We start from the raw sequence: 19,989 nt of genomic DNA on the forward strand, positions 1-19,989 counted from the left end.
TGGGAAAGAATATTCAGGCAAGGCAGGACATCATGACGGACAGTGCCCGTTCTCTCGGCTCTCGGCTCAGCGCGGTGTTGGCAGAGGTCTATCCCGATCTGGATGCGGACATCCTTTCCAGCATGGTGCTTGATGCCTTCTGGCCCGAGGGGACAACCCGCCGCAAAAGAGGCCGGATTGCCGGCAATACGCTTTGGTCGGAACGTGACGCGCTGCTGATCACCTATGGCAACTCGATCGTAGACGGGGCGCATAAGCCGCTGGATTTGTTGAACGACTTCTTGCACCGCTACCTGCGCGGCACATTGAACAGCGTGCATATCCTGCCGTTCTTCCCCTATACCTCTGACGACGGGTTTGCCGTCTCCGATTTTCGCGCGGTGAACCCGCAGCTTGGGGATTGGCCTGATATCAACCGCATCGCCGCCGATTTCACGCTGATGTCCGATCTGGTGCTGAACCATGTGTCGAGCCAGGGGAACTGGTTCAACGCCTACCGTCAGGGGCAGGCCCCCTATGACAAGTTCTTTTTCGAAGCCTCGCCGCAAGACGATCTGCACGAGGTGGTGCGCCCGCGCACGACGCCGCTGTTGCAAGAGGTAGAAACCTCAAGCGGCCCGCGCCATGTCTGGTGCACCTTCAGCCATGACCAGATCGACCTTGATTTCCGCAACCCCGAGGTGCTGCTTGAGTTTTTGCGGATCATCCGCCTGCATGTGGATAATGGCGTGCAGATCATCCGGCTGGATGCGGTGGCGTTCTTGTGGAAGCAGATCGGCACCCCGTCGATCCACCTGCCGCAAACCCATGCGATTATCCGGCTGATGCGGTTGCTGTGCGACTATGCGCCGGAAAAGATCATCCTGCTGACCGAAACCAATGTGCCCAAGGCTGAAAACCTCAGCTATTTCGGGGCAGGGGACGAGGCACATGCGATCTATAATTTCCCACTGCCGCCGCTGATCTTGCATGCGATGATGTCGGGCAATGGGGCGCATCTGCGGCGCTGGCAACGCACGATGCCGCCGGCTCCCATGGGTTGCGCCTATCTGAACTTTACCGCCAGTCACGACGGCATCGGCATGCGCCCCGCCGAAGGGTTGTTGCCCGAGGATGAAAAACAACAGGTCATTGATACGGTGCTACAGGTTGGCGGGTTGGTGTCGATGCGCAGCCTGCCCGACGGCGGGCAAGGCCCGTACGAGCTGAACACGACCTTTTACGACGCGCTGTCGCGGACCTTTAAGGGCGAGGATGACCATCATCATGCACGGTTCATCTGTTCGCAGACCATCGTCATGTCGCTGGAGGGGATACCCGCCTTCTACATCCACGCCATGCTGGCGACGCCCAATGATCACGCGCAGGTCGAACATCGCGGGATGAGCCGCGCGATCAACCGACACCGATGGGATTATCCGAGCTTGCGCGACCGGCTGGCCGATGCGTCCAGCGCGCAGGCGCGCGTCTTGGGCGATCTGTCGGCGCGGCTAAAGGTGCGGCAGAAACAAAAGGCGTTTCATCCCAACGCGACGCAATTCACCGTGAACCTGCAAGATGACCGCGTGTTCGGCGTGTGGCGGCAAGGTCTGGACCGCAAACAGTCGATCTTTGCGCTGCATAACGTCAGCGACGCCTCTGTCGCGATTTCGGCGGCGGCGCTGAACCTGATCGAGGATCAACCGTGGCAGGACCTGATCAGCGGCGATTTGATTGACGCCAGCGCGGATCACATCACGCTGGCCCCCTATCAATGCTTGTGGATCACAAACCGGTTCTGACCCCGCCGCCCGCGCGGCCCCTAGCTAGGTGTATTCGGCGTCATCCGCTGCGGCGGCCTCGCGCAGATTGGTAAGGAACTCGGGCGCGGCGGCGTGGACGCGGTTCCATGTGGGGATAAAGGGGGTCTCGTGCGGGTTATCGAGAAAGAAGTGTCCCGCCCGCATGATATTCTCGGTAAAAAGCTCGATCGCGCGTTCTTCTTTGTGGCGATCGATGCTCAGCCCGTTCATCTTGGCGTCGTTGTAGTAGGCATCCAGCAGGTCGAGCGCACAGCGGTAATAGGTCGCCTTGAGCGTGCGAAAGACATTGGGCGTGAACACGGTGCCGTCTGCCGCCAGCTTGCGGAAAATCGCCTTGCAGATGTCGGTGGACATGCGGTTCAGCCCCGCATCGGCGTCGGCCTCGCTCAGATCTTGGTGCTTGTGGTCATAGTCGTCGGCGATTTCGACCTGACAGACGGATTTCGGCGCGAGGTTGCGCCATGCCTCTGACAGCACGCCGATCTCCAGCCCCCAGTCGGAGGGGATGCGCAGATCGGGCAGGATATTGGTCCGCATGGCAAATTCGCCCGAGAGCGGATAGCGGAAGGCGCGCAGGTAATCGATATAGTCACGGTCGCCCACGACCTTTTTCAGCGCGATCAGCAGCGGGCTGACCAGCAGCCGCGTGACCCGGCCGTTCAGCTTGTCGCTGCCCACCCGCGCGTAATAGCCTTTGGCGACCTGATAGGGGAAATTCGCATTGGCGACGGGGTAGATCAGCCGCGCCAGCAGGTCGTTGGTATAGGTCACGATATCGCAATCATGGATCGCCATCACCGCACTGTCCTGGCAGGCGATCAGGTAGCCGAGCGAGGACCAGACGTTCTTGCCTTTGCCTTGTTCCGCGGGGGCGAGGCCCATGTCTTTCAGCTGCGCGCCAAGCGCCAGCATCCGCGGGCTGTCGTTCCAGATCACGATGTGGTTCTGGTTGAGACCCTTGAAGAACTCTTTCGCATGGCGGAACTGTGCCTCGTCGGCGCGGTCCAGACCTATGATGATGCGGTGCAGATAGGTGACCTTGGACAGCTCTGCCAGAATGCGGGGCATCGCCTCTGTCTCTAGCTCGGAATAGAGGCAAGGCAGGATCAGCGCCATTTTGCGGGTCTGGGCAAACGTCTCGAGCTCGTAGGTCATTTCGTCCAGCGAGCGGGTGCGCAGATTGTGCAGGGTCGCGATATTTCCGTTTTGATGAAAATCAGCCATGCTTTGTCATTCCTTAGTTCAGGTTAAGCCGCGCGATCAGGTCCAGCACGGCACCGTTCCATCCGGCAGGGCCGGGGAGCGTGGTGCGGATGATCCTGCCGGTATCCTCACCGGGCAGCGGGGGCAGGGGGTCGCGGTGCGGGTTGGCGACAATGACGCCAAAGTCGGCTGCTTGCAGCATTTCTATGTCATTGGGGGCATCGCCAAGCGCCAGCGTATGGCGCGGCGCAAAGGCGTCGGTCAGCGCGGCCATCTGGTCGGCTTTGGTGCGCCCGTAGGAGAGGGTCAGAAACCGTCCCCCTTCGCGGGCATGGATGCCGTGATCGTGCAGGGCGTCGATAAATGCGCCGCGCAACTCGGCGCTGCCCGACCAGATGCCGGGTTCGGAAAAGGCCCGCTCTGCCGCGTTGGCGGCGTCATTATGCGACAGGCCGGTGATCTGTGCGATCTGCGCCACCGTCATATCGCCGAACCCGCAAAACGGGTCGCGCAGCTCCGCAGGCAGGCTGTCGAGCGTTTGGCGCAGGCGCACGTAACTGTCCGTTTTGGGCGTGTCGGTGCTGTCGGGCGGTAAAATACCGGCACCGTTTTCGATGATCGAGGGGCAGTGATCCCATGCCAGTTCGGCGCGAATCTCTGCGATCTCGGGCGCGGTTTTCGAGCTCGCCAACACCACTGCGGCCCCGATTTTGCGCAATGTATTCAAGGCCGGGGTGGCCGCATCCCAGCGATAGGAACTATGTGACAGCAACGTGCCATCAAGGTCGGTAAACACCAGCAGGGGTAAAGACATAGCCATAGATCAAGCGTGTGGTGCGGGACCGATTGTTGCAACTGTGCACAGGTGTTCATCGCGCGGTTTGCATTGTTTTTCTAGCTTTTGCCTAAAAAATGTGCAGAAACTGGACTGCGTAGATGCGCACGTATAAATAGAATCACAGGGGCGCTTTCGGGGGGAGGCTCCGGGGTAAAAGATGTCAGGTGACGTCGCGACCAAGGGTTCTGTTTTCACTCTGACAATAATTTTTATTGTTGACGTAAACAAAGTTGCGCGACAGTCTGAGCGCCAAGATACGCCAAAGCGTGCTTCGGGGGATTATTTGTCAACAACTGCGATACAGGCGGCGGCGCTTTCGCCGCCAGAGGGATTAGGCGACCGCATGCGGATGCAGCGTCATCGGATGGCGATGACATTGCAGCAGCTGTCGGCGGCCTCCGGTGTGTCGGTGGGCTATCTGAGCCAGGTGGAACGGGGCAACGCGACACCGACGCTTGGCACGCTGAGCCAGATCGCTGCCGCGCTTGACGTTGATGCGGATTTTTTCGTGCGGACCCCGCGCACGGTCGACAGCCTGACCCGCGGTGCCGCACGGCCCCGTTTCGCGGTGGCAGGATCGTCGATTGAATATGAACAGATCGGTGCCGAACGCGCGGGCCACGAGATGACATCCTATGTGATGAACGTGCCGCCCGGCTATGAATCCGAAACGGTGACCCATGTTGGCGAAGAGATCATCTATATCCTTGAGGGTGAGATCTCGCAGATGGTTGGCGAACGGGAGTATCTGATGACGGCGGGCGACAGCCTGCATTATCTGGGTACAACGCCCCATTGCTGGGCCAACAGGACAGACCGGCAGGCCCGCATCTTATGGGTCGGTCGCATGAAATACGATAAGTCCGGGGAAATCGGACAGAGTGAGGCCGCGCCAGCAGAGAGCTCGCGCGAAATGTTACCCCTCAGGCGTTAACCCTATCGCCCTCATCGGCCCAGAGAGGCCGTGGGGAGATAACACTTTACCAACTAGGAGAGTAAATCGAATGTCTTTCAAGAAAATCATGGCCACGGGCCTGCTGCTGAGCACGCTTGGCGTTGCGGCGCAGGCGCAGTCGCTGGTCTATTGCTCGGAAGGGTCGCCAGAAGGCTTTGACCCGGCCCTGTATACCGCAGGCACGACCTTTGATGCGTCCAGCCACCCGATCTACAACCGCTTGGCGGAATTCAAGGTCGGTACCACCGAAACCGTTCCCGCGCTGGCCGAAAGCTGGGAAGTGTCCGAAGACGGCAAGACCGTGACGTTCAAGCTGCGCAAAGGCGTCAAGTTTCACAGCAACGCCCAGTTCACGCCCACACGCGATTTTAACGCCGATGACGTGATCTTTAGCTTTGATCGTCAGGGCAACGCCGACAACCCCTACAACCAAGTATCGGGTGGCACCTGGGAATACTACGGTGCGATGTCGATGCCTGACCTGATCGAAAGCATCGAAAAGGTTGACGATTACACCGTTCAGTTCAACCTGACCCGCGCCGAAGCGCCGATCATTGCCAACATGGCAATGGACTTTGCCTCGATCGTGTCCAAGGAATATGCCGACGCGATGCTGGAAGCCGGCACGCCGGAAATGCTGAACCAGGCGCCTATCGGTACCGGCCCGTTCACCTTCCAAGCCTACCAGAAAGACGCCGTGATCCGTTACGTGCGCAACGACGAATACTGGGGTGACCCGGCGAAAGTCGAAGCGTTGATCTTTGCGATCACACCGGACGCCTCCGTGCGCTACCAGAAGGTACAAGCGGGCGAATGCCACGTCATGGCCTATCCGAACCCTGCGGACGTGCAGGCGATGAAAGACGCCGAAGATATCGTCGTGATGGAGCAAGAGGGTCTGAACGTGGGCTATCTGGCGTACAACACGCAGATGCCTCCGTTCGACAACGCCAATGTGCGTAAAGCCTTGAACATGGCGATCGACAAGCAAGCGATCATCGACGTGGTGTTCCAGGGCTCCGGCGAAATCGCCAAGAACCCGCTGCCGCCGACAATGTGGTCCTATAACGATGCGATCGAGGACGACAAATACGATCCGGAAGCCGCGAAAGCCGCGCTGGAAGCCGAAGGCGTATCCGACCTGACGCTGAAAATCTGGGCGATGCCGGTCCAGCGTCCCTATAACCCCAATGCCCGCCGTATGGCCGAGCTGATGCAGGAAGACTTCTCGAAGGTCGGTGTCGACGTAGAGATCGTGTCCTACGAATGGGGTGAATACCTTGAGCGTTCCAAAGCGAAAGACCGCGATGGTGCCGTTCTGCTGGGTTGGACCGGTGACAACGGTGACCCCGACAACTTCCTCGCGGTTCTGCTGGGCTGTGACGGCGTAGAGAAATCCAACCGCGCACAATGGTGCAACGAGGAATTCGACGCGCTGGTTCAGGAAGCCAAGGTTCTGCCAACACAAGAAGAGCGTGCGCCGCTGTATGAAAAAGCGCAGGAAATCTTCAAGGACCAAGCCCCTTGGGCCACCATCGCGCATTCGGTTGTTTACATGCCAATGCGCCCCGAAGTTGAAAACTATGTTGTGCACCCGCTGGGTGGCCACATCTTCAACCAGGTTGGCCTGTCGCAATAACAGCGATGACAAAGCAATGGGGACGGTGCATGTCGCGCCGTCCCTTCCTCTATTCTAGGCCCCGGCCACGTTAACGAAAGGCGCAAGCCCCCGTGTCAAAGAACCTCTCTCAACGTCTTGCCGACTATGCCGCTGTGGCCGCCGATCTGGGCGTCGATGCCGTGGCGCTGGTGCCTGGGCCCAATTTCTCGCGCGCTGTCGGCCAAAGCTTCATGAGCCACGAACGCCCCTTTGTTCTGGTGATCCCTGCGGAGAAACCCGCGGCGGTGCTGTTGCCGAACCTTGAACTGGGCAGCTGGGACACGGTCGGCTTTGACGGCGCGGTGTTTGATTGGCGCGACCAGACCGGCTATGCCGATGCTTTTGCCGCGCTGACGCAGCATTTGGGCATCACGTCGCTGGCGGTCGAAGGGCAGGTGATGCGCGTCTTCGTGCACCATGCGTTCAAACAGGCACAGCCCGATCTGACCATCACCGATGCAGAGCGTGAAATCTCTGCCCTGCGGATGATCAAAACCCCCGAGGATATCGCCGCCCTGCGCGAGGCGATCGGCATTTCCGAACGCGCCCTCCAGCGCACGCTGGACAGCGTCAAGCTGGGCCAGAGCGAGAAGCAGATCGAACAGACGCTGGTGCAGGCGCTTTTTGCGGAAGGGGCGGATGACCTGTCCTTTGGTCCCATCGTGGCCGCCGCGGATGGCTCGGCCCGCCCCCATGCCCATGCGCGCGAGGATTACGCGGTCAAGGCGGGCGATGCGCTGCTGCTGGACTTTGGCGCGCGCAAGAACGGCTTTGCCGCCGACATTACCCGCACCGTTTTTCTGGATCACGTCACCGACGAGGGGCGCGATGTCTATGACACCGTGCTGCGCGCCAATATGGCAGGGCTTGCCGTGACCCGCGCGGGGGTGACCGCCCATGACATCGACGATGCCGTGATCTCTGTGCTGGAAGCCTCGCCCTATGGGGACCGCATCCGCACCAAGACCGGCCACGGTCTGGGCCGCGAGGTCCATGAGGCCCCCTATATCATGCGGGGCAACCACATGACTTTACCCGCCGGAACGGTTTACACCAATGAACCCGGCCTCTACGAGATCGGAAATTTCGGCGTGCGCATCGAGGATGACGTGCTGATTACCGACGACGGCTATGAAACGCTGACCAACTTCCCCAAAGAGCTGATGGTGATAAAATGCTGAACTATGTTCTGGGACGACTGCTGACGTTCATCCCGACCTTCATCGGGGTGACGCTGATCTCCTTCGGGTTTATCCGCGCGCTGCCGGGCGACCCCATCCAGGTGATGGCGGGCGAGCGCGGCATCTCTGATGAACGCTATGCCCAACTGGCCAAACAATTCGGCTATGACCAGCCGATCTATGTGCAATTCTGGGACTATCTGACCGGCGTGCTGCAGGGTGATCTGGGCAATAGCTTTGTCACCAAGCGGCCGGTGTTCGACGAATTCTTTACGCTCTTCCCAGCCACGCTTGAGCTGGCGGTCTGCGCGATGATCTTTGCCATCGCGCTTGGCCTTCCGGCGGGGGTGATTGCGGCGGTGAACCGGGGCAAATTCTTTGACCGGGCGCTGATGTCCACGGCGTTGGTGGGCTATTCGATGCCGATCTTCTGGTGGGCGCTGCTGCTGATCATCGTCTTTTCGGGTAACCTGCAATGGACGCCTGTGTCGGGGCGGATTGATCTGCTGTATTATTTCCCCAACCCCACCGGCTTTATGCTGATCGACAGTCTGGCGTCGGGTCAGAAGGGGGCGTTCCTGTCAGCGGTGCGCCATCTGGTTCTGCCAACCATTGTGCTGGGGACAATCCCGCTGGCCGTGATCGCACGCCAGACGCGGTCGGCCATGTTGGAGGTTCTGGGCGAGGATTACATCCGCACCGCCCGCGCCAAGGGCATGTCTCCGGGGCGGATCAACGGCATCCACGCCCTGCGCAACGCGCTGATCCCCGTGATCACCGTGATTGGTCTGTCGGTCGGCACATTGCTGGCCGGTGCGATCCTGACCGAAACCATCTTTAGCTGGCCGGGCATCGGCAAGTGGATGGTCGATAGTATTTTCCGCCGCGATTACCCCGTGGTTCAGGGCGGGCTGCTGCTGATTGCTGTGATGGTGATGGTCGTGAACCTGACCGTCGACATGCTTTACGGCGTCATCAACCCCAAAATCAGAAAGCGATAACATGGACGACGCACTCTCTGCCGAAGCCGCAATGGTCCAGGAACGTCCGGGCCGCTTGCGCGAATTCTGGTTCTACTTCCGCGAAAACCGCGGCGCTGTCATCGGGCTGTGGATCTTTGCGGTCTTTGCCTTTCTGGCCCTGTTCGGTCCGTGGGTCGCCCCCCATGACGCGACAGAGCAATTCCGCGCCGCCACCCTACAGCCCCCCGCGTGGCAAGAGGGCGGCACTTGGACCCATATCCTGGGCACCGATCCGCTGGGGCGCGATATGCTGTCGCGTCTGATTGTAGGCGCGCGTTATTCCTTCTTTGTGGGGGTCGTCGTTGTCTCTATCGCGGCGACCGGCGGGATCATCATCGGGCTGATCGCGGGCTTTGCGCCCAAATGGGTCGATAGCATCATCATGCGTGTCATGGATATTGTGCTGGCGTTCCCGTCCCTGCTGCTGGCGCTGGTGCTGGTGGCGATCCTCGGGCCGTCGCTGACCAACGCGATGATCGCCATCGCGATTGTATTGCAGCCTCACTATGTGCGCCTGACCCGCGCCAGCGTCATGTCAGAACGGCAAAAAGACTACGTGACCTCGGCCCGCGTGGCGGGGGCGGGGATCTTGCGGCTGATGTTTGTCACCGTGCTGCCCAACTGCCTTGCGCCGATCATCGTGCAGGCCGCGCTGTCATTCTCGACCGCGATCCTTGATGCGGCGGCCTTGGGCTTTCTGGGGATGGGGGCGCAGCCGCCCACGCCTGAATGGGGCACGATGCTAGCCGAAGCACGCGAGTTCATCCTGCGCGCCTGGTGGGTCGTGACCTTCCCCGGCGTGGCGATCCTTGTGACCGTGCTGGCGATCAACCTCATGGGTGACGGCCTGCGCGACGCGCTTGATCCGAAACTGAAACGGAGCTGAGCCATGACACTTTTGCGTATCAGAAACCTAAGCGTTGATTTCGCCACGGCCTCGGGCAAGTTCCGGGCGGTGGACGGTGTCGACCAGGACGTGAACGAAAGCGAGATTCTCGCGATTGTGGGGGAAAGCGGGTCGGGTAAATCCGTGTCGATGCTGGCGCTGATGGGGCTGCTGCCCTGGGCCGCCACCGTCACCGCGGACGAGCTGACCTTTGACGGGCACAACCTGCTGACGATGGATGCCAAAGCGCGCCGCAAGATCGTCGGCAATGATCTGGCGATGATCTTTCAGGAGCCGATGTCATCGCTTAACCCCTGTTTCACCGTGGGCTGGCAAATCCGCGAGGCCCTGCGGGTGCATCTTGGCATGGGCCGCCGCGAGCGTCAGAAACGCGCGATCGAGCTGTTTGAACAGGTCGGCATCCCCGATCCCGAAAAGCGCCTGTCGGCCTTCCCGCACCAGATGTCGGGCGGGATGAACCAGCGGGTGATGATCGCGATGGCGATTGCCTGCAAGCCCAAGCTGTTGATCGCCGATGAACCTACCACGGCGCTCGACGTGACAATTCAGGCCCAGATCCTTGATCTGCTCGCGTCCCTACGCGAGGAAACGGGCATGGGGCTGGTGTTGATCACGCACGATATGGGTGTTGTTGCGGAAACCGCCGAACGGGTCAGCGTGCAATATGCCGGCCAGAAGATCGAAGAGCAGCCGGTGATCCCGCTGTTTGACGCGCCGCACCACCCCTATACCTCGGCGCTGCTGGATGCGCTGCCAGAACGGGCGACGGAAAAGCGGCTACCGACCATCCCGGGCGTGGTGCCGGGGCAATTCGACCGCCCCGCGGGATGCCTGTTTTCGCCACGCTGCAAATTCGCCAACGCCAAATGCAAGTCCGAAGCGCCGCCCGCCTTGGGCGCTGATCTGGGCTATGCGCGTTGTTTCTACCCCTTGAACACAGACGAAAGGGTCGCATCATGACCGCACCTGTGATGACTGCAACGGCGCTAGAGCGTCACTATGAAGTCGGCGGCGGGCTGTTTCGCAAGCCGCGTACGCTCAAGGCCGTCGGCGGGCTTGATTTCGCGCTCTATCCCGGCAAAACGCTGGCCGTCGTCGGCGAAAGCGGCTGCGGGAAATCGACCTTGGCGCGGATGGTCACGATGATCGAAGACCCGACCGCCGGATCGCTGACGCTGGATGGCAAACCCGTGGTCCGCGAAGACTGGGCATCGCTGCGCAAATCGGTGCAGATCGTGTTCCAAGACCCCTATGGCTCGCTCAACCCGCGCCAGCGGATCGGCGCGATCCTCGAGGAACCTCTCAAGATCAACCGCCCCGACATGAGCAGCAAGGAGCGTACCGCCAAAGCGCGCGAGATGCTCGGGCTGGTGGGCTTGCGGCCTGAACATTTTGACCGCTATCCGCATATGTTTTCCGGCGGTCAACGCCAGCGGATCGCGATTGCGCGTGCGTTGATGCTGGACCCCAAGGTGCTGGTGCTGGACGAGCCTGTGTCCGCGCTGGACCTGTCGATCCAGAGCTCGGTGCTGAACCTGTTGGTCGATTTGCAGGAACGTCTGCAACTGGCCTATCTGTTCATCTCCCATGACCTGAGCGTTGTGCGTCACGTGGCGGATGAGGTGATCGTGATGTATCTGGGGCGCGCGGTCGAACGCGGCAGCCGCGATGATGTCTTCGGTGCGCCGTTCCACCCCTATGCCAAGGCGCTGCTGTCGGCCACGCCCCAAGCGGACCCACGCGGCGCGAAAGAGCGGATCAAGCTGCAAGGCGAACTGCCATCGCCACTGGCGATCCCCGATGGCTGCCCCTTTGCGCCACGGTGCTGGAAAGTGCGCGACAAATGCCGCGCCCTGCGGCCCGAACTGCCGCAGGGGCATCATGCCGCGGCGTGTTTCTTTCCTGAAAACGGTGGCACCCCGGCCTAGGGCCGGGGGCGTCGTCGCTTATCGCGCGCGGCTCAGATCAACTGGCGCTTGCGTCGGCGCAAAGTTGCAGCCCGGCGCGCACATGGTCGCGGCGCGAGACGTGGCTGGCCGTCAGACCCTGGGCGGCAAGCCCGCGTGCATAAAGCGGGGCGAGCGGACTGTCGGACAGAATGACCACCTCGCGGCCCAGCCAATAGGCGCGGGCACCGGCCAGCTCTAGCCCGATCAGCAAACCCATCAACCGTGACCAGCCAGCGTCCGTCGTGGGGCCGTCGATTGTGGCTTGCGCCGAAATCTCGGCCAGCGCGGTGGCAAAGATTTGCGGGCGAGCCATGACATCATTCACGGCGGTATCGAAAGCATCCTCATCCAAGGCACCACCGACAACCGCCTTTGACAGCGGGGCTGTCGCGGACAACTGTGCGGCCATCATGGGGGTGAGAAAACTTTGAAAACTGACGACCTCGCGGGCGCTGATGTGGGCCCATGTGGACTGCGCATCAAGGCAACAGATCACCCCGTCAAACTCGGGCGCTGCCTGAAGGTAGCCCGCAATCGCCGTCTCGGCCCCTTGCATGATCTGGGGTGGGCTGGCCTGTTTCAGGCCGGGCACCGCGCGCAGTTCCAGCCGCGGGTCATCAACCTCTAGGGCAAGCACCCCGCCCAAGGGCTCTGCCGGAACGGGGCGCAGGCTGCTGGCGGGCAGGGCGGGCAGCCCCGCGACGATCACCGGCAGGCGTTGATGGTCCGACAGATAGGGCGACAGCAAATCCGTCAGGGCCGCGACAAAGCCGTCTTCCGCAGGCAAAGCAGCGACCGGCCCGTCGGCCTGCGCCAGCACATCGCCGCGTGGATCATGCACCCACAGATGCATATGCCCATCCGCGACATCGACCCCGATCCACGCGGGGCTTGCAGCGCTCACGCGCGGGGGCCTGTGAAGAGGGGAATGGTGAAATAGGGGGTGCCGATCATGGGGTGTCTCCTTGCCTGAGCCGCGTCTTGTCGCGCGGTCGTGTAGAAATCGGGTTGCATCAAAGCGCGCAATCGCGCTCTATTACGCGATCAACAATAAACATAACGGGAGTTCCTCTGCCATGAAAGTTCTTGCAGCAACCACCGCCCTTACCCTGTCCCTTGCCAGCAGCCTTGCTGCCGCAAGCTGTGACGAGATCACCTTTTCCGACGTAGGTTGGACCGACATCACCGCGACCACTGCCGCGACCACCGTTGTGCTGGACGCCTTGGGCTATGAAACAGACGTGAAAATCCTTTCCGTTCCAGTGACCTACACGTCGATGGCCGCAGGCGACGTGGATGTGTTTCTTGGCAACTGGATGCCCACGATGGAGGCGGACATCGCCCCCTACCGCGAGGATGGCAGCGTTGACACAGTGCGCGCGAACCTGACTGGCGCGAAATACACGCTGGCCGTGAACAAAGCCGCCGCTGATATGGGGATCAAGAATTTTGCCGATATCGCTGCCAATGCAGACGCGCTGGACGGTCAGATCTATGGCATCGAGCCGGGCAATGACGGCAACCGCCTGATCCAGTCGATGATCGACGACAACGCCTTTGATCTGGCCGAGTTCGAGGTCAAGGAATCCTCGGAGCAGGGGATGCTGGCACAGGTCAAACGCCTGTCCGCCAAGGGCGAGCCTATCGTCTTCCTTGGTTGGGAACCGCACCCGATGAACGCGAACTTTGATCTTACCTATCTGGAAGGCGGGGACGATTTCTTTGGCCCCGATCTGGGCGGTGCGACCGTGCACACAAACACCCGCGCCGGTTTTGTCGAGGAATGCCCTAACGTGGGCAAGCTGCTGACCAATCTGGAATTCACCCTCGCCATGGAGAACGAGATCATGGGGGCCATTCTGGATGACGGCGAAGAGCCCCGCGATGCGGCGACAGCCTGGATCAAGGCGAACCCTGATGTGCTCGACACATGGCTGGACGGCGTGACCACCGTGGACGGTGGCGACGCGATGGCGGCCGCCAAGACCATCGTCGAGTAATCTACCCTTAGGATGTGAAAAGGGCCTGCCATCGGGCGGGCCCTTTTTGCCATCATTGCATGATACCAGCCTCCGGAGGTTCCCATGAACTGGCTCACCGATAACAAGATCCCGATTGATGACGCCGCAGAGGCGGTTTTTGATTGGCTGCTGATCAACGCGGGGTGGCTGTTCGACGGGCTGGCCGTCGCGATGGAGTGGTTGATTGACGCGATCCTCTGGGTGCTGCAAACGCCACATCCGCTGATCGTTATCGCTGTCTTTGGCGCGTTGACCTGGGCGATCCAGCGCAACTGGAAAACCCCGCTGCTGATCGTGTTGGGGTTCCTGTTCATCCTCAATCAGGATTACTGGGAAGAAACCACCGAAAGCCTGACGCTGGTGCTGTCGGCCTGTGTGGTCTGCATGGGCGTCGGCGTTCCCATCGGCATCGCCGCGGCGCATCGACCGCGCATGTACCGCTATATGGCACCGGTGCTGGACCTGATGCAGACGCTGCCCACCTTCGTCTATCTTATTCCCGCGATTGTCTTTTTCGGCATCGGCATGGTGCCGGGGCTGATCGCGACGGTGATCTTTGTCCTGCCTGCGCCGATCCGGTTGACGCAGCTTGGTATCGCCTCCACCCCCAAGGCGCTGCTTGAGGCCGCGCAGGCCTTTGGGGCGAAGCCCAGCCAGACCCTGTGGAAGATCGAACTGCCCTATGCGCTGCCGCAGATCATGACCGGTCTGAACCAGACGATCATGCTTTCGTTGTCGATGGTGGTGATCGCGGCCCTCGTGGGGGCGGATGGCCTTGGCGTGCCGGTGGTGCGCGCGCTTAATCAGGTGAACACGGGGCTTGGCTTTGAATCGGGGCTGATCATCGTCGTGGTCGCCATCATGCTGGACCGGATGCTACGGGTGACACGTAAATGAGCGATCAAATGACCAACCCCGCAAACGCCGTCGAATTCGACAATGTATCCATCGTCTTTGGCCCGAAACCGGCCAAGGCGCTGCCCTTGATGGACGCCGGACAAGACCGTGCCGAGATCGAGGCCGAGACAGGGCAGATCCTCGGGGTGCATAACTGCACGCTTGACGTCAAACAGGGCGAGATCCTTGTGCTGATGGGCTTGTCCGGCTCTGGCAAATCCACCTTGCTGCGCGCGGTCAACGGGTTGAACCCGTTGGTGCGTGGATCGGTGCGGGTGCATGATGGCGACTGGAGCTGCGATGTCACTGCCAGCTCTGCCGCGGATCTGCGCCGCGTGCGCCGCGAATGTGTGTCGATGGTGTTCCAGCAGTTCGGACTGCTGCCGTGGCGCACGGTGCGCGATAACGTGGCGCTTGGGCTGGAACTGGCCGATGTTCCCAAACGCGAACGGCTTGAACGGGCAGAGGCGCAGCTTAGGCTTGTCGGGCTGGCCGATTGGGCCGACCGCAAGGTCAGCGAGCTGTCGGGCGGGATGCAGCAACGGGTGGGGCTGGCCCGCGCCTTTGCCACCGAAGCCCCGATCCTGCTGATGGACGAGCCTTTCTCAGCCCTTGATCCGCTGATCCGCACCCGCCTGCAGGACGAGCTGCTTGATCTGCAGCGCGAGCTGAAACGCACGATCATCTTCGTCAGCCACGATCTGGACGAAGCCTTCAAACTGGGCGGGCGTATCGCGATTATGGAGGGCGGGCGCATTGTGCAGTGCGGCACCCCGCGCGAGATTTTTTCGAACCCCGCGTCGGACTATGTGGCGGAGTTCGTGGCCAATATGAACCCGCTTGGCGTGCTGACTGCCCGTGATGTGATGGGCCCACCCTCCGCGAAGTCAGACGGGGCCGTCGCCGCCGAGACGCCGGTGGCCGAGCTGATTGGCAAGATCGGCGATGATGCGCAGGCGATCCCCGTGGTCGAGGACGGAGAGACGATCGGCACCGTGACCGCAGGCAGTATCGTATCGCGCTTGCAGTCCGAATGATGCTTTGACCTCAGGCGCTTGGCGGGTCATCACTACGCCACAGGACCGCGCAGCGCAGGGGATGAGAGGATGACGGATCAGGGAAGCTCGGGCCGCCAGAGCAATGCGCTTGGCGTGGCGGGCGTGCTTTTTGCGGGCACCGTCTGGGGCACCACCGGCACCGCCGCGACCTTTGCCCCTGACGTGAGTGCTGCGGCGATCGGTGCCGCGGCGATGGGGATCGGCGGCATCGGGCAGGCGCTGCTGGCGCTGCGGGGCATCGCCCATGCGCGTGCGCAACTTTGGCAGCAGCGTGGGTTGCTGCTGCTGGGGGCCTTGGCGGTGATGATCTATCCGCTGGCGTTCTATGGCTCCATGCGGTTGGCGGGGGTGACCATCGGGACCGTCGTCACCATCGGCACCGCGCCCCTGTTTGCCGCGCTGATCGAATATGTAATGGAGCGATCTTTGCTGACCCTTCGGTGGAGCCTTGGCGCGCTGGCGGGCGTGGCGGGCATGGTGCTGATCTGTCTGGCCGAGGGCGGGCATGGGGCCGTGGGGGGCACCAATGTGCCGCTTGGGGTCGTGCTGGGTCTGCTTGGCGGGTTTACCTATGCGCTTTATAGCTGGACGGCGCGCGCGATGATGCTGCGCGGCCTGCGGTCTTCGGTGGCCATGGGTGCCACCTTTGGACTGGGCGGGCTGATGCTGATGCCTGTGCTGTTGGCGACCGGCGGCCCGCTGCTGGCCTCGTGGGGGAACGCGGCGGTCGGGCTTTATATGGCGTTTGTGCCGATGTTTCTGGGCTATATCTGTTTCGGCTACGGGCTGTCGCGGGTGCGGGCGAGTACCGCCACGACCCTGACGCTGATCGAGCCGGTGGTCGCAGCACTGCTGGCCGTGGTCGTGGTGGGCGAACGCTTGCCCCCCCTTGGCTGGGCGGGCGTGGGGCTGGTCGTGCTTTGCCTGCTGGTGCTGACCGTGCCCACGGGGCGGGGCGCACAGCCAGTGGCTCCGATCCCGCCCAAGTAGTATCGGATTCGACTGACGCAGCGACATGGGTAAAATTCTTGCGCTTTTGCTACCTACATCGCGGCGTTTTAGTCTAGAAGCATCGCCAAGCCGCCCCATGCCCCGCCATGGCCCCGATAGATTGCAATGACGACCTTACCAAAAAGGACCGCCACAGATGAGCGCCACTGCCCGCAAGACCGCCCCCATGCCGACGGATATTCTGGCCCGCAAAGGGGGAGCTCCGCTGGTGAGCCTGACCGCCTATACCACGCCGATGGCGCAAGTGATGGATGGCATCTGCGATTTCGTGCTTGTGGGCGATTCAGTGGGGATGGTGCTGCACGGGCTGCCCTCGACGCTTGAGGTCACGATGGAGATGATGATCCTGCACGGTCAAGCGGTGCGGCGCGGGCTGACACAGTCGATGTTGGTGATCGATATGCCCTTTGGCAGCTACGAGCAAAGCCCTGCACAAGCCTTTGAGAACGCGGCACGTTTGATGCGTGAAACCGGTGCCGGTGCGGTCAAGCTTGAAGGGGGGGAGGTGATGGAAGACACCATCGCCTTCCTGACCAAACGCGGCATTCCGGTGATGGCGCATATCGGCCTGACGCCGCAGTCGATCCACACGCTTGGCGGGTACAAGGTGCAGGGGCGCGGTGCGGCGGCCACGCAGCTTATGGCCGATGCGCAGGCGGTGACGCGGGCAGGGGCCTTTGCCGTGGTGCTTGAGAAAGTGCCGCAGGCTTTGGCGGACCAGATCACTGAAACGGTCGCCATTCCCACCATCGGCATCGGCGCGTCAGCGCAATGCGACGGGCAAATTCTGGTGGTCGATGACATGCTGGGGCTGTTCACCGCCTTCAAGGCGAAATTCGTAAAACGCTATGCCCATCTGGGCGATGATGCAAAGGCCGCGGTGCAGGCCTATGCCGACGAGGTCACGGCGCGATCCTTCCCCGGACCCGAGCATGTATTTTCTGACGAGGTTTCCAAAACATGACACCCGAAATTATCCGCACGCTGGTTGAACTGCGCAGCAAGGTCGCCGGATGGAAAGCCGCGGGCGAAAGCGTCGCCGTGGTGCCGACGATGGGCGCGCTGCATCAGGGGCACCTGAGCCTCGTGCGGGCCGCAAAAGAGGCGTGCGACCGTGTGATCGTGACGATCTTCATCAACCCCAAGCAATTCAACAACCCTGAGGACTACAAGAACTACCCCCGCACCGAGGAAGAGGACGCGCGCAAGCTGATCGCGCTGAAGGCGGATGTCGTCTATGTGCCAGATGGGGAACAGATGTACCCCAACGGTTTCGCGACAACTGTGTCGGTCGAAGGCATCACCCAAGGGCTGTGCGGGGCGCATCGGGCAGGGCATTTCGACGGGGTTGCAACCATCGTGACCAAGCTCTTTACCCAGACCCAGGCGGACAAGGCGTTCTTTGGCGAAAAGGATTATCAGCAGCTTCAGGTAGTGACCCGTCTGGCGCGGGATCTGGACCTGCCGATAGAGGTGATCGGCTGCCCCACCATCCGCGAGGAGGACGGTCTGGCCATGTCCTCGCGCAACCTGCTGCTGTCGGATCGCGCCCGCACCTGGGCCCCCGAACTTCACCGCGCGATGGAGGAGATGTCAGAGGGGCTGCTTGCTGGTGGCGATCTCGAAACGATCCGCGCGGCGGCAGTGTCGCGGGTGGAACGTGCGGGCTTTACGCAGGTAGAATACCTTGACCTGCGATCTGCTGACCAGTTGGAGCTGATGACCACGCCCGACCGCCCCGCACGTCTGTTGGCCGCCGCGTGGCTGGCCGGTGTGCGGCTGATCGACAATATCGCCGTCGGTTAAATCTTCATCGGTTAGACAAAGAAAAGCGGGGCCCGTGAAGGCCCCGCTGATCGTCTCGCTTGGAATGTATCGGCGTTACTTGCCGCCGATGCTGAGGGCAGAAGCCATGCCGGGGGCTTTGGATTCCCCGCCCAGCTTCTCGCGCACACCGGCCTCGATCTTGTCGCCGGTGTCTTTGTCGATGTTGCGCCAGTATTCAAAGGCACGGACCAGCACCTTTTCGCTGACACCGTCGCACAGGTGCCCCACCACGTTCGACACCAAACGTTCGCGGGCATCGGCGTCCATCACCTCGCGGACAAGCTTGCCGGCCTGGCTCCAATCATCGTCATCGGGGCGCAGGGTATAGGCCTGACGTACCATGTCGCCATCGGAATACCACAGGCCCGCTTCATGCTGATGCGGCTGCGCAGAGGGCCCACCGTAGGAGTTGGGCGCATATACCGGATCAGACACATTTTCAGTCCGGCCCGCCCCGTCTTTCGAATAACTATGGGTGGGCGAGACAGGTTTGTTGACCGGAATCTGCTTGTAGTTCACACCCAGCCGCGCGCGGTGCGCGTCCGCGTAGGAAAAGCCCCGTGCCAACAGCATCTTGTCTGGCGACAGACCCACGCCCGGCACCATATTGTTCGGCTCGAACGCGGCCTGTTCGATCTCTGTATGGAAATCGGTAGGGTTGCGGTTCAGGGTCAGCTTGCCGACCTCGATCAGCGGGTAGTCCTCGTGCGGCCAGACCTTGGTCAGATCAAACGGGTTGATGCGATAGGTCTTGGCATCCTCGTAAGGCATGATCTGCCACTTGAGCGTCCAGCTGGGGTGGTTCCCGTCGCGGATGTTGTTGAACAGATCGGCGCGGTGGTAATCGCCGTTGGTCCCCGCCAGCTTGTCGGCTTCGTCCTGGCTAAGGTAGGCATTGCCGTCGCCCTGATCGGTGTGGAAGTGGAACTTGACCCAGAATTTTTCGCCCTCGGCATTGACCAGCGAATATGTGTGGCTGGAGTAGCCGTTCATCTCGCGCCAGTTTTTCGGAATGCCGCGGTCGCCCATAAGATAGGTCACCTGATGTGCGCTTTCGGGCGAGAGCGTCCAGAAGTCCCACTGCATATCGTGGTCGCGCATGTTGTTATCCGCACGGCGTTTCTGGCTGCGGATGAACTGCTGGAACTTGATCGGATCGCGGACAAAGAAGATCGGGGTGTTGTTGCCGACCATGTCAAAGATGCCTTCGTCGGTGTACATCTTGACCGAGAAGCCGCGCGGGTCGCGCCATGTATCGGGGCTGCCGCGTTCGCCTGCCACGGTTGAAAACCGCATCACCACATCGCATTTCGCGCCGGGCTGGAAGATATTCGCCATCGTGTATTTCGACACGTCTTGCGTCGTCTCGAAGGTGCCAAATGCGCCCGAGCCTTTGGCGTGGGGCTGGCGCTCTGGAATACGTTCACGGTTAAAATTCGCCATCTGTTCAAGCAGATAGTGGTCATTCAACACGATCGGGCCATCGGGGCCTACGGTCAGCGAATGTTCATCGCTTTGAACGCGAATGCCGGCGTCTGTGGTTGTGGGAGGGGTTTGCTTCTTGTCGGTCATCTGTAGCTACTCCTTCAGGGTCCACAGGCAAAACCTGTAGCGTGACGGATGGTTCCCGTCCAAATGCGTAAGGAGTTGGATAGAGC

The 19,989-nt window shown here is 61.3% G+C and carries 18 protein-coding genes; 14 read left to right on the plus strand and 4 right to left on the minus strand.

What is annotated here, in order from left to right:
• Positions 1 to 32 precede the first annotated feature (32 nt).
• Positions 33 to 1,781 carry a sugar phosphorylase gene (locus C1J04_RS07255; protein ID WP_009826581.1) on the plus strand — a complete coding sequence of 583 codons (1,749 nt, stop codon included), beginning with the start codon at positions 33 to 35 and terminating at the stop codon, positions 1,779 to 1,781.
• A gap of 24 nt (positions 1,782 to 1,805) precedes the next feature.
• Here the strand turns inward: C1J04_RS07255 and C1J04_RS07260 are convergent, their stop codons facing one another.
• Together C1J04_RS07260 and C1J04_RS07265 are read right to left on the minus strand one after the other, a co-directional pair.
• Positions 1,806 to 3,026, minus strand: coding sequence for a glycosyl transferase (locus C1J04_RS07260; protein ID WP_009826582.1), 1,221 nt, complete (start codon positions 3,024 to 3,026; stop codon positions 1,806 to 1,808).
• 13 nt (positions 3,027 to 3,039) lie between these two features.
• A complete protein-coding gene (locus tag C1J04_RS07265) occupies positions 3,040 to 3,825 on the minus strand; it encodes an HAD-IIB family hydrolase (protein WP_037954311.1) in 786 nt (261 codons plus the stop codon).
• A gap of 361 nt (positions 3,826 to 4,186) precedes the next feature.
• Between C1J04_RS07265 and C1J04_RS07270 the strand changes: the two genes are divergently transcribed.
• From C1J04_RS07270 to C1J04_RS07300, 7 genes are all read left to right on the plus strand, one after another.
• Entirely contained in the window at positions 4,187 to 4,777 is a 591-nt protein-coding gene (locus C1J04_RS07270; RefSeq protein WP_050766225.1) for a helix-turn-helix domain-containing protein, read from the plus strand.
• A 70-nt stretch (positions 4,778 to 4,847) separates the two neighbouring features.
• Positions 4,848 to 6,437, plus strand: a complete 1,590-nt coding sequence (locus C1J04_RS07275; RefSeq protein ID WP_009826585.1) for an ABC transporter substrate-binding protein — start codon at positions 4,848 to 4,850, stop codon at positions 6,435 to 6,437.
• Between the two features lie 92 nt (positions 6,438 to 6,529).
• Entirely contained in the window at positions 6,530 to 7,639 is a 1,110-nt protein-coding gene (locus C1J04_RS07280; RefSeq protein ID WP_009826586.1) for a M24 family metallopeptidase, read from the plus strand.
• On the plus strand, positions 7,633 to 8,640 hold the full coding sequence (locus C1J04_RS07285) for an ABC transporter permease subunit (protein WP_005852501.1): 1,008 nt from the start codon (positions 7,633 to 7,635) through the stop codon (positions 8,638 to 8,640). The genes C1J04_RS07280 and C1J04_RS07285 overlap by 7 nt, the downstream gene beginning before the upstream one ends.
• Position 8,641: 1 nt before the next feature.
• Positions 8,642 to 9,547: an ABC transporter permease subunit gene (locus tag C1J04_RS07290; RefSeq protein WP_009826587.1), complete on the plus strand. Its 906-nt coding sequence runs from the start codon at positions 8,642 to 8,644 to the stop codon at positions 9,545 to 9,547.
• Between the two features lie 3 nt (positions 9,548 to 9,550).
• A complete protein-coding gene (locus tag C1J04_RS07295; protein WP_009826588.1) occupies positions 9,551 to 10,528 on the plus strand; it encodes an ABC transporter ATP-binding protein in 978 nt (325 codons plus the stop codon).
• Positions 10,525 to 11,496, plus strand: coding sequence for an ABC transporter ATP-binding protein (locus C1J04_RS07300; RefSeq protein WP_009826589.1), 972 nt, complete (start codon positions 10,525 to 10,527; stop codon positions 11,494 to 11,496). The genes C1J04_RS07295 and C1J04_RS07300 overlap by 4 nt, the downstream gene beginning before the upstream one ends.
• A gap of 37 nt (positions 11,497 to 11,533) precedes the next feature.
• Here C1J04_RS07300 and C1J04_RS07305 read toward each other — a convergent pair whose 3' ends face one another.
• Positions 11,534 to 12,421 (minus strand): 2-dehydro-3-deoxygalactonokinase, encoded by an 888-nt coding sequence (locus tag C1J04_RS07305; RefSeq protein ID WP_009826590.1) that lies wholly within the window; start codon positions 12,419 to 12,421, stop codon positions 11,534 to 11,536.
• 172 nt (positions 12,422 to 12,593) lie between these two features.
• On the opposite strand from C1J04_RS07305, the gene C1J04_RS07310 reads away from it, so the two are divergent.
• The 6 genes from C1J04_RS07310 (at position 12,594) to panC (ending at position 18,310) form a co-directional block, all read left to right on the plus strand.
• On the plus strand, positions 12,594 to 13,517 hold the full coding sequence (locus C1J04_RS07310; RefSeq protein WP_005852512.1) for a choline ABC transporter substrate-binding protein: 924 nt from the start codon (positions 12,594 to 12,596) through the stop codon (positions 13,515 to 13,517).
• Between the two features lie 84 nt (positions 13,518 to 13,601).
• Positions 13,602 to 14,435 carry a choline ABC transporter permease subunit gene (gene choW, locus C1J04_RS07315; RefSeq protein WP_009826591.1) on the plus strand — a complete coding sequence of 278 codons (834 nt, stop codon included), beginning with the start codon at positions 13,602 to 13,604 and terminating at the stop codon, positions 14,433 to 14,435.
• Between the two features lie 8 nt (positions 14,436 to 14,443).
• The gene (gene choV / locus C1J04_RS07320; RefSeq protein ID WP_114865320.1) at positions 14,444 to 15,472 is read left to right on the plus strand and encodes a choline ABC transporter ATP-binding protein; all 1,029 of its coding nucleotides are present in this window, start codon (positions 14,444 to 14,446) and stop codon (positions 15,470 to 15,472) included.
• 69 nt (positions 15,473 to 15,541) lie between these two features.
• Complete coding sequence (locus C1J04_RS07325) at positions 15,542 to 16,483, plus strand: DMT family transporter (RefSeq protein WP_009826593.1); 942 nt, start codon at positions 15,542 to 15,544, stop codon at positions 16,481 to 16,483.
• Positions 16,484 to 16,640: 157 nt separating this feature from the next.
• Positions 16,641 to 17,468, plus strand: coding sequence for a 3-methyl-2-oxobutanoate hydroxymethyltransferase (panB, locus tag C1J04_RS07330; protein ID WP_009826594.1), 828 nt, complete (start codon positions 16,641 to 16,643; stop codon positions 17,466 to 17,468).
• Positions 17,465 to 18,310 (plus strand): pantoate--beta-alanine ligase, encoded by an 846-nt coding sequence (gene panC, locus C1J04_RS07335; RefSeq protein WP_009826595.1) that lies wholly within the window; start codon positions 17,465 to 17,467, stop codon positions 18,308 to 18,310. Before panB ends, panC begins: the two co-directional genes overlap by 4 nt.
• 75 nt (positions 18,311 to 18,385) lie before the next feature.
• Here the strand turns inward: panC and C1J04_RS07340 are convergent, their stop codons facing one another.
• Positions 18,386 to 19,903: a catalase gene (locus tag C1J04_RS07340; RefSeq protein WP_009826596.1), complete on the minus strand. Its 1,518-nt coding sequence runs from the start codon at positions 19,901 to 19,903 to the stop codon at positions 18,386 to 18,388.
• Positions 19,904 to 19,989 lie beyond the last annotated feature (86 nt).

Origin of the sequence: Sulfitobacter sp. SK025 (assembly GCF_003352105.1) — a bacterium.
In the GTDB taxonomy this organism is placed as follows: domain Bacteria; phylum Pseudomonadota; class Alphaproteobacteria; order Rhodobacterales; family Rhodobacteraceae; genus Sulfitobacter; species Sulfitobacter pontiacus.